This window comes from Amycolatopsis rhabdoformis (assembly GCF_035918295.1).
Taxonomy (GTDB): Bacteria; Actinomycetota; Actinomycetes; order Mycobacteriales; family Pseudonocardiaceae; genus Amycolatopsis; species Amycolatopsis rhabdoformis.
This window is the reverse complement of the sequence record NZ_CP142149.1, coordinates 9,531,407-9,546,000: the sequence shown is the minus strand read 5'-3', so window position 1 is coordinate 9,546,000 and position 14,594 is coordinate 9,531,407. Positions and strand designations below refer to the sequence as shown.

The window sequence follows — 14,594 nt, the reverse complement described above, 5'->3', positions numbered from 1 at the left end:
ACAGTGAGTTTCTCACCGGATGTCCGCGATCTCCGGTGGAGATCAATCCGGCAGCAGCGGCACCGCCATCCCGGGGTCGTGGCCCAGCAGCGACCCGCGGGTGATCGCCGCGCTGCCGAAGCGGTCGCGGATGCCGTCGACGGCCGAGTCGACCGCGATGCCGTCCTCCACTTCGAACGGCAGCGCCAGCTGCACCGACCCGTGAGGGGTGAGGTTGGAGAACGAGATGCCGAGCAGCGTGAGCCCGCGGTCGTAGACCAGCGATTGGGCCTCCAGCAGCAGTTTCCGCGCCGCCACCAGGAGCGTCTCGGTGTGGTCGGTGGCCTCGGCCACCGTGCGCGAGCGCGTGGCCCGGGTGAAATCGGCGAACCGCAGGCGCAGCACCACCGTTCGCGTGAGCCGCGACGCCGACCGCAGCCGCCGCGCCAGCCGGTCCACAATGGACACCAGAAGCTCGTCGAGCTCCGCCATGGATCGCCGCCGACGCCCCAAAGCCCGTTGCGAGCCCATGGATCGCCGCCGCTGCCCCACCCGCACCGGCCGCGGATCAAGGCCGTGGGACAGCGCGTGCAGGTGGTGTCCCGCGCCTCGGCCGAGCATCGACACCAGGTCCACTTCGGGCAGCTCCGCCACCTGCCGCACCGTGCGGATCCCGCGCGAGCGCAGCTTTTCCGACGTCACCTTCCCCACGCCCCACAGCCGCTCCACCGGCAACGGGTGCAGGAACGCCAGCTCCTCGTCCGGCGGCACCACCAGCAACCCGTCCGGCTTCGCCACCGCACTGGCCACCTTCGCCAGGAACTTCGTGCGCGCCACGCCCACGGTGATCGGCAGCCCGACCCGCGCCAGCACGTCGGCCCGCAGCCGCCGCGCGATCTCCGACGGGCTGCCGCCGATCCGCCGCAACCCGCCCACGTCGAGGAACGCCTCGTCGATCGACAGGCCCTCCACCACCGGCGTGGTGTCCCGGAAGACCTCGAACACGGCCTTGCTGGCCGCGCTGTACGCCGCCATCCGCGGCGGCACCACCACCGCGTGCGGACACAGCCGCAGGGCCTGCGCACCGCCCATGGCCGTGCGCACGCCGAGCGCCTTCGCCTCGTAACTCGCCGCCAGCACCACCCCGCCCCCGACGATCACGGGCCGGCCGCGCAGCCGCGGATCGTCGCGCTGCTCGACCGACGCGTAGAACGCGTCGAGGTCGGCGTGGAGGATCGGTCCTTCAGTCGACACGAACACATGTTCGCATCGAACACCGTCAAAACCAGCCCTCTTGTCACCCGGATGGCCTAAAATCAGCCCTCGGAGCGCCGCATCCCCGCCAAAGCCGATGCGATCAACGCCACCGCCGGATCCTCGTCGGCAGTCAGCTGCCGCAAGAGGTCCTCGGTCGCCGGGAGCTCCGCGAGGGCCTGCGTGAGCCGGATCCGCACGGCCTGATCCGCCGAGTGGGCCGCCAGTTCCTCGGCCAGCGCCCGCTTGATCCGGTCTGCGGTCGAGGCGTCCGCGGACAGCTCGGCCAGCACCTCGGCCGCCTCGACGTCGTTCGGACCGTCGACCACCAGGGCCACGAGCGTGGGCACGGCGGCGGTCGAGCCGCGCGCCCCCGACGCGAGCGCGGCGCGCGTGCGCACGGTCGGATCCGGGTCGTCGAGGGCGCCGGCCAAAGCGGCTGTCGCGGCGTCGCCCGGCAGATCTGCGATGGCGCGGATCGCGCGGAGGCGCACGGTGGCCTCGGGTGAGCGCAGGCCGGCGGTGAGGCTGGGCAGGGCGTCGCCGCCGGAGCGGGCCAGCGCCCACCGCAGCGCACCCGCCACGTTCTGGTCGGGCTCGGTCAGCACGGCCTCGGCCAGGAGCTCAGCGGGCACGTCCTCGGCCGGGCCGAGCGCGGTTTGCTGGCGGCGCGCGGGGTCCGGCGAGTCGAGGCCGTGGAGCAGCTCCACGAGCCGCAGCACGTCGTCCCAGGCCGGCGGCGCGGAGGCGTCGACCCGGCGCAGGCGGTCGAGCAGTTCCTGCTCGCGCTTGAGCCGGTCCTCCGTGCGCCGGATCAGGTCACCGACCAAAGTGGACGGCGTGAAGCCCGGGTCCGCCAACGCGCGGCCGATCTCGCGCAGCGACAAACCCAGTGACCGCAGGCTTTCCACGTGGAAAATGCGCCGGATGTCCTCGGCGGAGTACTCGCGGTAGCCGCCGACGGTGCGGCCGGTGGGACGCACCAGCCCGAGGGTGTCGTAGTGCCGGAGCATCCGGCTGCTCACCCCCGAGCGGCGCGCCACCTCACCGATCAGCACCGGCCACCGCTCCTTCCACTGCTGTGTCCGCGGCTGACTCCACCGCTGTTTCCACTGCCGCCGCGCGTTCCGGCCCGAGCGCGGCCATCCGCTTCGCCTCTTCCAGCGACGGGTCGAACGAAGCGTCCGGGTCGCGCAGCAGCCGTTCCGTGGCGCGGGCATGGGCGCGCACGAGCGGGTCGGGACTCGCGAAACCCTGGCGCAGCACGGGCTCGGCCACCTCGCCGAGGGCCACGAGCGCGCGGCTGAGGCTCAGCTTCACGGCGCGGTCGCCGCGCCCGAGCTGGGTCGCCAGCTCGGCGGCCAGCGCGGGCCGGTCCGCCGCGGGCACGAGCACCACGGCCGCTCGCCAGGCACTGCGCGCCACCTCGTCGTCGGTGTCGCGCAGCAACGACCGGGTGATCTCGGGCCACACGCGACCGTCGCCGATCTTCGACAACGTGTGCAGCGCCTGGCTGCGCGCCTGCGCCCGAGTAGACCGCAGCTGCGCCACGAGCCGCGGCACCGTGATCTCCGCCGGCAGCCTCGTGAGCGCCCAGGTGAGCATGTCGCGCACAAAGAAGTCCGGCTCGACCGCGCACCGCGCCAGCAGCGGTTCGACGAGCGCCGGGTCGGCGTCCGTGCCGGCCGTCAGCGCGGCCTTCAGCCGCACCGAAGAGTTGCCGGCGCCCAGCGCCGCGATCAGGCGCCGGTCCGGTGGGTTCGGGTGGGGCGTAGTCATCTGGACCACCTCCTGCGACCCAGTGAAGACCTTGTCACGGTGTCAAGGTCAAGTACGCCGGGTCAGGGGCGGTAGCGCAACCCGTCCACCAGCAGGTCGAGCACCCGCCCGGCCTGCTCGCGCTGCCCCGGCGACCCCGCCACCACGGCGATGCCGCTGAGACTGATGAGGATGTCGTCCACGGGGATGTCGCCGCGCAGGGCGCCGGAGGCGATCAGCGGCGAGACGAGCTGGTCGATGGTGGAGTTGAGCCGTTCGCGGCTGTGGGCGTACGGGTCGCCGCCGGAGGCGATCACGGCGCGCAGGGCGTCGCCCATGCCGATCTTCGTGGTCATGTAGTCCACGAACCGGTCCATCCACGTGCGCAGCGCCTCGTCCGGCGCCAGCTCCTTCAGCAGCTCCGGGCCGGCGTCGCACAGCTGGTCCAGCTCGTTGCGGTAGGCGGCCTCGATCAGCGACTCCCGCGTCGGGAAGTGGCGGTACAGCGTGCCGATGCCGACGCCGGCGTCCTTGGCGATCGCGTCGAGCGTGGCGTCGAGACCCTTGCCGGAGAACAGCTTCACCGCGGACGCGAGCAGGAGGTCGCGGTTGCGCCGGGCATCCGCGCGCAATGGCTTGGTCACCTCTCACCCCTTCCGGTGCGGTCCACTCAAGCACACTTGCGACCGGAGGTTTCTCCGGTTAGCGTCAAGATAAATCGGAGGACAATCCGGATAGAGTTCGAGACAGGACGACCATGCGCCTCACCACCCCGTGCACCAGGGAGTCCACCGCCGCCGACGTGAGCGCGGGCGTCGACCTCACCGGCCGCCGCGCGATCGTGACCGGGGGCGCGTCCGGCATCGGCGTCGAGACGGCCCGCGCACTCGCCCAGGCCCGGGCCGAGGTCACGCTGGCGGTGCGCAACACCACGTGATGGCCGAACCGCTCAACCGCACGCCGGAAGGCTGGGAGCACCAGTTCGCCACCAACCACCTCGGCCACTTCGGCCTCGCGCTGGGCTGCCGATGGCATCACCGCCAACGCGCTGATGCCCGGCGGCATCCGCACCAACCTGCAGCGCCACCAGGTCGACGACGCCGAGTTCGCCGAGATCGCCAGGACCTACGCGTGGAAGACCACCGAGCAGGGCGCCTCGACGTCGGTGCTGCTCGCCGCGCCTCCTCTGCTGGCCGGTGTCGGCGGCCGCTACTTCGAGGACAACAACAAAGCCGAGCTCAACGTCGCACCTTCACGCGACGGCGTCGCGGCGCACGCGCTCGACCCCGAAGCCGCGACTCTGCTGTGGGAGGTCTCGCTGGACCTGCTCGCCCGCTGACCCTCCGGTCGGCCTGCGCCGCTCGGGTCGTTCGGGCCAGGTCGGCGTGCGAGCACGCGCGGTGTCTGCTTAGGGTCGTTCGGTGCGGCTCGTGCTGTTCGACCTCGACAACACCCTCGTCGACCGGGCGGAGGGTTTCCGGCGCTGGGCTTGGGAGTTCTGCGCGGAACACCACCTCACGCCCGGCGACGCCGACTGGCTCGCCTCCGCCGACGAGGACGGGCTCGCGCCGCGGGACGTGTTCTTCAAGAGCGTGCGCGACCGGTTCGCCTTGCGCGAGACCGGCGCCGAGCTGCTCGAGTCCTACCGGCACCGCCACCCGGCCCTGATCCCGGCGGCGCCGGGTGTGCTCGCCGGCCTGCCGCGGCTGCGCGCGGCGGGCTGGCGGATCGGCGTGGTGACCAACGGCGACGCCGAGCAGCAGCTCTCGACGCTGCTGTGCACCGGCGTGGCCGGCCTCGTGGACGGGTGGGCGATCTCCGGGCACGAAGGCGTCGGCAAACCCGACCCGCGGCTGTTCGAGATCGCGGCGGAACGCTGCGAGGCACCGCTGCGCGACGGCTGGATGGTCGGCGACGGCGCGGCGACCGACGTCGCCGGCGGCCGGGCCGCGGGGCTGCACACGGTGTGGATCGATCGCGGACGGGCGTGGAGCGGTGACGAAAAAGCCCCGGACCACGTCGTCGCCGACGCGGCCGGGGCTCTCGCTCTGCTGCTGGAGTAAGGGCTAGACCTTGCTCTCGGTGTCGATCTTCCACACGCCGTTGTCGTTGACCATGTGGTAGGTGTGGCGTTCCGTCGAGTTGACCCGGCCGCCGTAGGTGATCTCGGCGCTGAACAGGTCCGGGCCGATCTGCTTGATGTCACTCGCGCTGGCCGTGCGACCGGTCCAGAAAGCCTGGTAGCTGGTGTAGTTCTGGTGGGCCGTCGCTTTGAAGTTCTCCGTGAGGAGGCCGAAGCTCGTCTTCAGGTCGCCGGGGATGAGCGTGAAGTAGCGCTGGAGCGCGGCGGCCGCGTCCTGCGGTGAGTCGGCCGGACTGCTCGGCGACGACGGCGCGCTGCTGGGCACCGACGGCTTGCTCGGCGGCGGGGTCGTCGGCGTGGTCGGCGGGTTCGTGGTCGGCGCCGGCGGGTTCACCGGCGACGAGTTGACCACGGGCGACGTGCCGTTCGCGACCGGCGGGGTGCCGGTGTCGTTGCGGTTCACCAGCACGATCACCACCACGGCCACCACCACGAGCACCGCGCCGAGACCGGCGAGGAGCATCGAGCGTCGTCTTCGGTCGACCGGCGCCGGTGCGGGGGTGGTCGGGGCGGCCGCGGCGGGGCCGGCCGCGTCCGGAGCGGGCACGGGCAGGACCGCGGGCACCGTGAGCGGGATAGGCACCGACGCGACGGGCGTGACGCCGCCGTCGAGCTCGCGCAGCTCCGTGAGCACCTCGGCCATCGACGGCCGGTCCTCGGGCTTGAGCTCGAGCAGCTTCAGCAGCAGCGGTTCCAGCTTGCCGGCCTGCTTCGGCGGGTTGATCGAACCGCTGGACACGCGGTACAGCAAGGCGATCGCGTTGTCGGCCGTGCCGAACGGCGGCGCGCCTTCCACCGCCATGTACAGCGTGGCGCCGAGCGCGAAGACGTCGGAAGCGAACATGGCTTCCTCGCCGCGCGCGACCTCCGGCGCGAGAAAGGCGGGCGTACCGGAGATTTCGCCCGTGGCCGTGAGCGTGACGTCGCCGACCGCGCGGGAGATGCCGAAGTCGGTGACCTTCACCGTGCCGTCTTCGCCGAGCAGGACGTTGCCGGGCTTCACATCGCGGTGCACGATGCCGGCGCGGTGCGCAGCGGCGAGCACGCCGGCGAGCTGCACGGCGATCGGGATGACCTCGTCCACGGAGATCGGGCCGTCTTCGTGCAGCTTCGCGGAAAGGCTGCGCGAGGGCAGGTACTCCATGATCAGCCACGGCCGGTCTTCGTACTCGACCACGTTGAACACGGAGATGGCGTTGGGGTGCTGCAGGCGCGCGGCGATGCGGGCCTCGCGCATGGCGCGGCTCTTCGCTTCCTCGACCTTCTCCGGGCCCTGGTTCATGGGCATGAGGAGTTCTTTGACCGCGACCACGCGGCCGAGGATCTTGTCCTCACCACGCCAGACCATGCCCATGGCGCCGCTGCCGATGAGCTCGACGAGCTGGTAGCGACCGGCGATCTGCCGGCTCTCCTCGGTCAACGAAAACCCCTCAGTGCGACGTTCACGGACGGCGATCGCCAAGTTTTTCACGGCGCTCGCCCGAGTGTCCCGACGCCCCACCGGTGGTGCCGGGGGTTGCTCCGCGTGGCCGAACCGGGACACTCTGATCATATGAGCGCCGGGGCCCCGTCATTCCGAAACGTGTTCGGCGTGACCGAATTCCGGGCCCTGTGGCTCGCGCACGTGCTGTCGGTCGCCGGTGACCAGCTGGCTCGCGTCGCGCTCACGGTCCTCGTGTTCGACCGTACCGAATCCGCGGGCTGGGCGGCGCTCACCTACGCGCTGACTTACCTGCCCGATCTGCTCGGCGGCGCGCTCGGCGGCCTCGCCGACCGGTTCCCGCGCCGCGCGGTGCTCGTGGTGGCCGACGTGCTGCGGGCCGTACTCGTGGCCGTGATGGCGATCCCGGGGCTGCCGTGGCCGGTGGCGGCGGCGCTGCTCGTGGTGGTGCAGCTGGCGGCCGGGCCGTTCCAGTCGGCGCGCCAGGCCGTGCTGCCGGACATCCTCGGGCCGGACCGGCTGCCCGTCGGCCAGGCGCTGCTGTCCTCGACCTATCAGGCCGCGCTCGTGATCGGCTTCGGCGCCGGCGCGGCGGTGGTCGCGTGGCTCGGGGTGGCGGGCGCGCTGGCGGTGGACGCGGTCACGTTCGCCGTGTCCGCGATCGCGCTGCGCTGGGGACTGAAGCCGCATCCGGTGCAGGTGACGCCGGGTGCCGGCGCGGGCGCCGCGGCGAAAGCCCAGTGGACCTCGCTCGTGGCGGGCTGCCGGCTCGTCGCGCGGGACCGGCGGCTGCGGTCGCTGCTGCTGATCGCGTGCTGCAGCGGGTTCTACGTGGTGCCCGAAGGCCTGGCCGTGCCGATCGCCGCGCAACTCGGCGGCACGGGTGTGCTGGCGTGGCTGCTGATCGCCAATCCCGTGGGCTCGCTGCTCGGCGCGGTGCTGCTCAGCCGCGTGCCCCGCGTGCGCCAGGCGCGGCTGCTCGGGCCGCTCGCGGTGGCGACCAGCCTGGTCCTGCTGCCGACCGGCTGGACGCCCGGGCTCGTGGTGATCGTGCTCCTGTGGACGCTGTCCGGAATGTTCTCGGCGCACGATCTGATCACGCAGGTGCAGTACAGCCTCGCGGCCCCGCCCGAGCAGCGCGGCCAGGTGATCGGGGTCGCGATCGCCGCGCTGCGGGCCGCCCAGGGCCTGGCCATCGCGGCCGCCGGCGCCCTCGCGCAGGTGCTGGCGCCGACGACCGTGGTGGCCGTCGCCGCGATCGCCGGCGCGACGGTCGCCTCCCTGGCCGCCACGGCCTGGCTGCGCGCGGCGTGGCCCCGCCGAAGTCCCCTCGACGAGGCCACCCCGCCCGCGGCGTCCTGATTTCGCGGTGGTTCCGCTCCGGTGACGGGCGCACCTCCTTTGCTGTCGCTGTGCTGTCGTTGCTGTGCCGTCGTTGCTGTGCTGCCGTTGCCGTGCTGCGGTCGCGGCACGGCCGTGCGGTGCCGGTGGTGCTCCTGGTGCTGGTAGTTCTCGCACATGGCCGAGTTCTCTCGCGGGCCGGACTCAGGTCCAGTTGTTGTCACACATGCCTTTCACCCCCCTCTGCGGATGGCTCGCCGGGCTTCGGTCAGCAGGTCCAGTTGTTGTCACGCACGCGGTCCTCCTCTCCGGTCGTCGCGGTCGCGGGGTGGGTCGTCGGGGCTTCAGCGGGTCCAGTTGTTGTCGCGCACCGGGCGCTCCCTTCGGGTCGTCACAGGTGTTGTCGTAGTGCCAGGTGGACCTCAGCGAGTCCAGTTGTTGTCGCGCACCGGGCGCTCCTTCCGGGTCGTCACAGGTGTTGTCGTAGTGCCGGGTGGACCTCAGCGGGTCCAGTTGTTGTCGCGCACGCGCCTCTCCTCTCCGGGTCGTCATGGACGTTGACCACTTGCTTCAGCGGGTCCAGTTGTTGTCGCGCACCGGGCGCTCCTTCCGGGTCGTCGCGGGTGTTGTCGTAGTGCCGGGCGGGCCTCAGCGGGTCCAGTTGTTGTCGCGCACGCGCCTCTCCTCTCCGGTCGTCATGGACGTTGACCACTTGCCTCAGCAGGTCCAGTTGTTGTCACGCACCGGCGTCTCCTCTCTGTCCATCCACTGCCGTCCATCCACTGCTGTCCGTCACCGTCGGTTGGTCTGACCTCAGCGGGTCCAGTTGTTGTCACGCATCGCCGAACCTCCTTTCCCTCCGCCGCTTCGCCCGTCACGCCGGTCACCAGTTGTTGTCCCGCACCGCGGACACCTCCTCCGTCCAGGAGCACCAAAAAGCGGTCAACTCTCGACCTCAGGTCGAGCTCAACGGTCCAGACCACTCAGGCCGACCGGGTCCAGTTGTTGTCGCGCACGGTTGTCACCGCCTTCCGGGGTCGCGGCGACCGGCGGTTTCACGGGGCCCGCCGGTCACCGATCGTGGTTGTCGCACGTCAGTGGCCTCGGTGGCCGGAGGTCGCGGATTCCCTGGTCCGCCAAGGAATCCCGACGGGTCACCACTACGCTCAGTGGTCACCTCCCCTCCGTGCCGCCCGGACGCTGGGCTGTCCGGGCGAAATTCCCCGGCCCGCTCCCATAGTCCGGACCACGGGCGGCACACGGCGCGCCCTGTCGTTTACGGTAGAAGCCAACCGGGTGAGGTGAAGAGTGCGCGGACGAGCAAACCGGTCTGCCGGATGGTTCACGGGCTGGCGCCTTTGGCGGTTGCCCTCTCATGTCCGCACTTATGTGCTCCTCGTCAACTTCCTGGCGGTGCTCGCGTCGGTGAGCACCGCTTGGCTGGTGCCGGTGCACGAGCAGGACCTGATCCGTTTCGGCGTGCTGGCCGTGTGCGCGGCCGCCGCCATCGAGGCCACGCGCCACATCGAGCGGCAGCGCGAGTACAACCGCGCGCCCACGGTCGCGTACGTGGACACCAAGGCCGTGTGGAGCATCGCGGCCGTGGTGGCGCTGCCGGCCGTGCTGGCCACGGCGATGGTCTTGTTCACCTACGCGATGGCGTGGTGGCGCGTGTGGCCGCGCGAACGGCCGGTGCTGCCCCACCGCTGGATCTTCTCCGCCGCCACGGTGCTGTGCGGCACGCAGGCGGCGGTCGCCGTGCTCGCGCTCGGCATGCACCACTACCCCGGTGTGCCGGCCACGGGTTTCCTGCCCGGTTTCACCGATCTGCTCGTGATCGTGTTCGCCTGCGCCCTGCGCTGGGCCATCAACACGGCGCTGGTGATGGTCGCCATCGCGCTTTCGAGCCCGCCGCGGTCGCTGTCCGAGCTGTTCTCCGGGTTCGGCGACCAGCTGCTGGAGGCCGGCGCGATCGGCCTCGGCCTGGTCACCGCCGTGCTGCTCCTGCTGGCCAACCCGCTGGTGCTCACCGGCGTGGTCGTGGCGCTGGTAGCGCTGCACCGGGGCCTGCTGCTGGCGCAGTTCCAGCGCGACGCGCGCACCGACGTGACCACCGGCCTGGCCACCAAACGCTGGTGGCGCACCCTGGCCGAGCAGTACCTCGAGCGCGCCCGCACCGGCAACGGCACCGTCGGCGTGCTGCTGCTCGACCTCGACCACTTCAAGGCCATCAACGACACCTACGGCCACCCGACCGGCGACGTCGTGCTGCGCGAGATCGCCATCGCGCTGCGCAGCGAGGTCCGGGAGCAGGACGTGTGCGGCCGCTGGGGCGGCGAGGAGTTCGCGATCGTGCTGCCCAACGTGGCCACGATGGAGCACCTCGGCCAGCTCGCCGACCGCATCCGCCGCCGCATCCCGCAGGTCGTGGTGCCGCTGCCGGAGCGCGACACGGTGATCAGCGACCTGACCGTGTCCATCGGCTGCGCGCTCTACCCGGCCGAGCACCTCACCGGCGTCGACGACGTGCTGGTGGCCACCGACACCGCGCTCTACCGGGCGAAGCAGGCCGGCCGCAACCGCGTGGAGCTCGCCACACACTGAAGGACGTTCCGGACAACCCCGCCTTCTCGTTCCGACTTCGCCTCCCCCGCGTGCCACGATGGACGGTGAGGGCCGCACCGAGGCCTACGAGGAGGTCGGAGTGCCCGACTGGGATGGCCGTGGACTGCCGCCGGTCGCGCGGGCGCGCGTCGACCGGTTCGCGTCCTCGGGCCTGCGCACCTCCCTGCTCAGCGTGCCGGGGGCGATCGGCGCGGAAGTCGCCGGATTCACCCCCGTGGGGGAGGTCATGGGGTGCGTGGTCGAGCGCCTCGGCTGGACGGCCGGCTTCGGCATCACCCCCACCCAGCAGGCCGCCATCTACGCCGACGCCCTGCGCCAGGGCTACCGCATCGCGCTCGACCGGCTGCGACTCGAGGCCGAGGCGATCGGCGCCGACGGGGTCCTCGGCATCACCACGTCCGTGACCAGGCTCGACGAGACCATGCAGGAGTTCGTGGCGCTGGGCACCGCGGTGCGCGCCGAGTCGCGGCAACGGCCGGGGCGGGTGTTCACCACCGAGCTGCCGGGCCAGGACGTCGGCAAGCTCATGCAGGCCGGCTGGGTGCCCGCGGCCGTGGCGATCGGCATCTCGGCGAACACCACGTTCGACTACAACATGCAGTACCAGACCACGATGTGGGCCGGGAACGTCGAGGTCGACGCCCACACGCGGCTCGTCACCGAGGTGCGGGCCGACGCGCGCAGCCAGTTCCGCAAGACCGTGCAGACCACCGGCGCCGACGGGGCGATCGTCTCGCGGATGTCGCTCGACACCTGGCAGCTGGGCGAGGTGGCCGTGGCCGGGGTGGCGAGCGTGTTCGGCACCGCCATCGCCCGGTTCCACAGCGGCAGCTCCGCGCCCACGTCCGCGCTCACCATCCTGCCGCTGAACCGAGCCTGAAGGAGGCCCTGTGACCACCACGGACCCCGCCGCGCAGCACATCCCCGAAGACGCGATGCGCCGGCTCGCCGAGATGCGGCCCGGGCAGGCCACGAGCCTGTTCACGTCCGACCTGAGCGTGAACGAGTTCCTGCTCGTGCGCGAAGCCGGGTTCCGCCCGCTGGGGCTGGTGCTCGGGTCGAGCATCTACCACGTCGGGTTCCAGATGGGCCGCTGGAGCAAGAACCAGGAGATGGACCGGCTCTCGGCCGCGATGTACCACGCGCGCGAGCTCGCGATGACGCGCATGGAGACCGAGGCCGACCTGCTGGGCGCCGACGGGATCGTGGCCGTGCGGCTGGAGATCGAGTTCAAGGAGTTCGGCAGCGACCTGGCCGAGTTCATCGCCGTGGGCACCGCGGTGAAGGCCGACGAGCCCGGCGAGTGGCGCAACAACACCGGCAAGCCTTTCACGTCCGACCTGTCCGGCCAGGACTTCTGGACGCTGGTGCAGGCCGGCTACGCGCCGCTGGGCATGGTGATGGGCACCTGCGTCTACCACATCGCGCACCAGCGCTTCCGCCAGGCGATGAGCAACATCGGCCAGAACGTGGAGATCCCGCAGTACACCGAGGCCCTCTACGACGCGCGTGAGCTGGCGATGTCGCGCATGCAGGCCGAGGCCGAGCAGCTCAAGGCCGAGGGCATCGTGGGGGTGCAGTTGCTGTCGCTGCCGCACCGCTGGGGCGGGCACACCACGGAGTTCTTCGCGATCGGCACCGCGGTGAAGCCCCTGCGCCCCGACCACCACATCACCAAGCCGCAGCTCGTACTGCCGCTCACCGACTGATGTCCGGGTCAGAGCTCGGCCCGGCCGGCGAGTTCCACCTGCTGGTGGCCGCCCTGCGCGCCGATCGCGCCGACGTGGAGTCCTACACCCGCGTGCTCTCCGAGACCCTCGGCGACGCGCTGCCGCCCGGCATGGTCGAGATCGACCGGCGGCGCAGCTTCGCCGACCGCGTGGCGGGCCGGCTCGGGCAGCCGGTGGAGGTGCGCGTGTCCACGCCGCACCAGCTGCTCGTGCTCACGGCCGGGCGTACCGGCGGTGTCACGGGCGAGATCCGCCAGGTGGTGCGCGGGGTGGTGATCAGCCGGCGCGACGCGGACGTCGAGGAATGGGTGACGGTGCTGGCCGAGGAGCTGCAGGCGCTCGCGTCGCGGGACGCGCGGGCGCGGGAGGCGTTGGCGCGGCTGCTGGGCGGTTGAGCGGGCTCGGTTGATCGGGCGGGGTTGATCGCGCTCGGTTGATCGCGCTCGGTTGATCGGGCTGGGTCGAACGGTCTCGGTTGAACCACTGATGCTTGACCCGCCCGTTTCGCCCGATTACAACTCGGGGATGGACTGGACACTCGAGGTCGTCGTCGTTCCCGTGTCCGATGTGGACCGCGCCAAGGCGTTCTACGCCGACCAGATCGGTTTCCACCTCGACTTCGACGTCGTGGTCGGGCCGGGGCAGCGGCTCGTGCAGCTGACCCCGAAGGGATCCGGCTGCTCGATCGTGATCGGGGAGGGCGCGTTGCCGAAGATGCCGCCCGGCTCGCTCAAAGGCCTGCAGCTCGTGGTCGCCGACCTGCCGCTCGCCCGCTCCACGCTGGTGTCGGCCGGCGTCGACGTGACGGAGATCGAGCTCTTCGGGCCGGACCCGGGCACCGGCCGGCCCGAGGACCTCGACAACATCGGCTTCTTCCACTTCGCCGACCCCGACGGCAACGCCTGGTCCGTGCAGCAGATCTCGGCTCGCGCTAATCCACCAGCGCCCCACAGCTGACGTTCACGGTCGCGGCGGTCATCGTCCGCGCCCGGTCGGACGCCACGAAGGCGGCGACGCTGCCGACGTCCTGGAGCGTCGCCGCGCGGCCGAGCATCGTGGCCCCGGCGAGTTCGGCTTCGAGCTCGCCGACGCCGGCGAAATCCGCCGGCAGCGACTCCGGCACACCGCCGGTGCGCAGGGTGACCGTACGGACGCCGTGGCTCCCGAGTTCGGCCGCGAGCTGCCGCCGCATGGCTTCGAGCGCGCTGAACGCCACCTGCAGCCCACCCACGGCGCGGTTGCGCACCGGGTCGCCGTCACCGCCGAACACCAACACGACGCCGCCGCCCTGCCGCTTCATGTGCCGGCCGGCCGCGCGCATGGTGAGGAACGTGGTGCGCACCGCGGCGACCACGGGTTGTTCGTAGTCGGCCAGCGACATCTCCAGCATCGGGGTGCCCTGCACGTCGCCGTGGGTGATCACGTTGACCGAGATGTCGAGGCTGCCGCCGGCAGCGACCACGGCGTCGGCGTGCGCGTCGACCGCCTGCTCGTCGAGCGCGTCCAGCTCGTCGACTTCGGCTTGTCCGCCGCCGGCCCGAATGTCGCCGGCGACCTTCTCCAGCTTCGCGCGCGTGCGCCCCGCGAGGAAGACCCGGGCGCCCTCCTCGGCGAACGCCCGCGCGATGGCGCCACCGATTGATCCGCCACCGCCGTAGACGACCGCGTTCTTGCCTGAGAGGAGCATGGGTTCTCCGTTCGTCGGGTCTCTTACCCGTGCGTCGAACGAAGAACTCCCGGATCGACAGACTCAGGCAAAAATGGCGTGGCCGTGGCGTTCCTTGGCCAGCAGATAGCGCTGGGCCTGCTCACCAGGGTGGTCTACGACCAGCTCCTGGCGTTCAACGATGATCCCGGCGTCGCGCAACGCCTCGACTTTGGCCGGGTTGTTGGTGAGCAGTCGGACCTGGTCGAGCTTCAGCTCGTTGAGCAAGCGCACGGCGTGCCCATACGTCCGCGTGTCTGCTTCGACCTTCATGTGCGCGTAGCTCTCGAAAGTGTCGAGGCCCAGCAATTGACTGATCTCGTAGCCCTGCGCCTTTACGCCGAGACCGGCACCGCGGCCTTCCTGGTCGAGGTAGATCAACACGCCGGAACCGGCTTCCCGGATCAGCTCAAGCGACTTGTGCAGCTGCGCGCGACAGTCGCAGTCGTCCGAGGCGAAAATTTCGCCGTACAGGCAACGGGAATGCACTCGCACCAGACAGTCGTCCGCAGGCTCGCCGAACACGGCGGCCGCAGGCTTGTTGAGCCCGGGGACGTCGTCGAGCACGTACACGGTGAACGTTCCTTCGGCACCGTGTAGCTCATGCGTCCGCACGCC

General features: G+C 71.3%; 16 protein-coding genes. 9 read left to right on the top strand and 7 right to left on the bottom strand.

What is annotated here, in order from left to right:
* Nucleotides 1-42: 42 nt before the first annotated feature.
* The 4 genes from dinB to VSH64_RS44460 all read right to left on the bottom strand — a co-directional run bounded on the left by dinB (nt 43) and on the right by VSH64_RS44460 (nt 3,635).
* Entirely contained in the window at nt 43-1,239 is a 1,197-nt protein-coding gene (gene dinB / locus VSH64_RS44475; RefSeq protein ID WP_326568731.1) for a DNA polymerase IV, read from the bottom strand.
* A 56-nt stretch (nt 1,240-1,295) separates the two neighbouring features.
* On the bottom strand, nt 1,296-2,291 hold the full coding sequence (locus tag VSH64_RS44470; RefSeq protein ID WP_326568730.1) for a HEAT repeat domain-containing protein: 996 nt from the start codon (nt 2,289-2,291) through the stop codon (nt 1,296-1,298).
* Nucleotides 2,278-3,012: a HEAT repeat domain-containing protein gene (locus tag VSH64_RS44465; RefSeq protein ID WP_326568729.1), complete on the bottom strand. Its 735-nt coding sequence runs from the start codon at nt 3,010-3,012 to the stop codon at nt 2,278-2,280. The genes VSH64_RS44470 and VSH64_RS44465 overlap by 14 nt, the downstream gene beginning before the upstream one ends.
* Nucleotides 3,013-3,074: 62 nt before the next feature.
* Nucleotides 3,075-3,635 carry a TetR/AcrR family transcriptional regulator gene (locus tag VSH64_RS44460; RefSeq protein WP_326568728.1) on the bottom strand — a complete coding sequence of 187 codons (561 nt, stop codon included), beginning with the start codon at nt 3,633-3,635 and terminating at the stop codon, nt 3,075-3,077.
* 113 nt (nt 3,636-3,748) lie between these two features.
* Between VSH64_RS44460 and VSH64_RS44455 the strand changes: the two genes are divergently transcribed.
* The 3 genes from VSH64_RS44455 (at nt 3,749) to VSH64_RS44445 (ending at nt 5,054) form a co-directional block, all read left to right on the top strand.
* Nucleotides 3,749-3,928: a hypothetical protein gene (locus tag VSH64_RS44455; protein ID WP_326568727.1), complete on the top strand. Its 180-nt coding sequence runs from the start codon at nt 3,749-3,751 to the stop codon at nt 3,926-3,928.
* Nucleotides 3,929-4,042: 114 nt separating this feature from the next.
* Complete coding sequence (locus VSH64_RS44450; RefSeq protein ID WP_326568726.1) at nt 4,043-4,330, top strand: SDR family NAD(P)-dependent oxidoreductase; 288 nt, start codon at nt 4,043-4,045, stop codon at nt 4,328-4,330.
* 82 nt (nt 4,331-4,412) lie between these two features.
* Nucleotides 4,413-5,054 (top strand): HAD family hydrolase, encoded by a 642-nt coding sequence (locus VSH64_RS44445; RefSeq protein WP_326568725.1) that lies wholly within the window; start codon nt 4,413-4,415, stop codon nt 5,052-5,054.
* A gap of 3 nt (nt 5,055-5,057) precedes the next feature.
* Here the strand turns inward: VSH64_RS44445 and VSH64_RS44440 are convergent, their stop codons facing one another.
* Nucleotides 5,058-6,554: a serine/threonine-protein kinase gene (locus VSH64_RS44440; protein WP_326568724.1), complete on the bottom strand. Its 1,497-nt coding sequence runs from the start codon at nt 6,552-6,554 to the stop codon at nt 5,058-5,060.
* Between the two features lie 132 nt (nt 6,555-6,686).
* On the opposite strand from VSH64_RS44440, the gene VSH64_RS44435 reads away from it, so the two are divergent.
* From VSH64_RS44435 to VSH64_RS44410, 6 genes are all read left to right on the top strand, one after another.
* Nucleotides 6,687-7,937, top strand: a complete 1,251-nt coding sequence (locus VSH64_RS44435; protein WP_326568723.1) for an MFS transporter — start codon at nt 6,687-6,689, stop codon at nt 7,935-7,937.
* Nucleotides 7,938-9,305: 1,368 nt separating this feature from the next.
* On the top strand, nt 9,306-10,520 hold the full coding sequence (locus tag VSH64_RS44430; RefSeq protein WP_326568722.1) for a GGDEF domain-containing protein: 1,215 nt from the start codon (nt 9,306-9,308) through the stop codon (nt 10,518-10,520).
* A 58-nt stretch (nt 10,521-10,578) separates the two neighbouring features.
* On the top strand, nt 10,579-11,421 hold the full coding sequence (locus tag VSH64_RS44425; RefSeq protein WP_326568721.1) for a heavy metal-binding domain-containing protein: 843 nt from the start codon (nt 10,579-10,581) through the stop codon (nt 11,419-11,421).
* Nucleotides 11,422-11,431: 10 nt separating this feature from the next.
* Nucleotides 11,432-12,250 carry a heavy metal-binding domain-containing protein gene (locus VSH64_RS44420; protein ID WP_326568720.1) on the top strand — a complete coding sequence of 273 codons (819 nt, stop codon included), beginning with the start codon at nt 11,432-11,434 and terminating at the stop codon, nt 12,248-12,250.
* Nucleotides 12,250-12,666 (top strand): hypothetical protein, encoded by a 417-nt coding sequence (locus VSH64_RS44415; protein WP_326568719.1) that lies wholly within the window; start codon nt 12,250-12,252, stop codon nt 12,664-12,666. Before VSH64_RS44420 ends, VSH64_RS44415 begins: the two co-directional genes overlap by 1 nt.
* Nucleotides 12,667-12,796: 130 nt before the next feature.
* The gene (locus tag VSH64_RS44410) at nt 12,797-13,228 is read left to right on the top strand and encodes a VOC family protein (RefSeq protein ID WP_326568718.1); all 432 of its coding nucleotides are present in this window, start codon (nt 12,797-12,799) and stop codon (nt 13,226-13,228) included.
* Here the strand turns inward: VSH64_RS44410 and VSH64_RS44405 are convergent.
* Entirely contained in the window at nt 13,203-13,958 is a 756-nt protein-coding gene (locus VSH64_RS44405; RefSeq protein ID WP_326568717.1) for an SDR family NAD(P)-dependent oxidoreductase, read from the bottom strand. The genes VSH64_RS44410 and VSH64_RS44405 overlap by 26 nt on opposite strands.
* Before the next feature lie 63 nt (nt 13,959-14,021).
* On the bottom strand, nt 14,022-14,591 hold the full coding sequence (gene ribA, locus VSH64_RS44400) for a GTP cyclohydrolase II RibA (protein ID WP_326838212.1): 570 nt from the start codon (nt 14,589-14,591) through the stop codon (nt 14,022-14,024).
* Nucleotides 14,592-14,594: the final 3 nt, after the last annotated feature.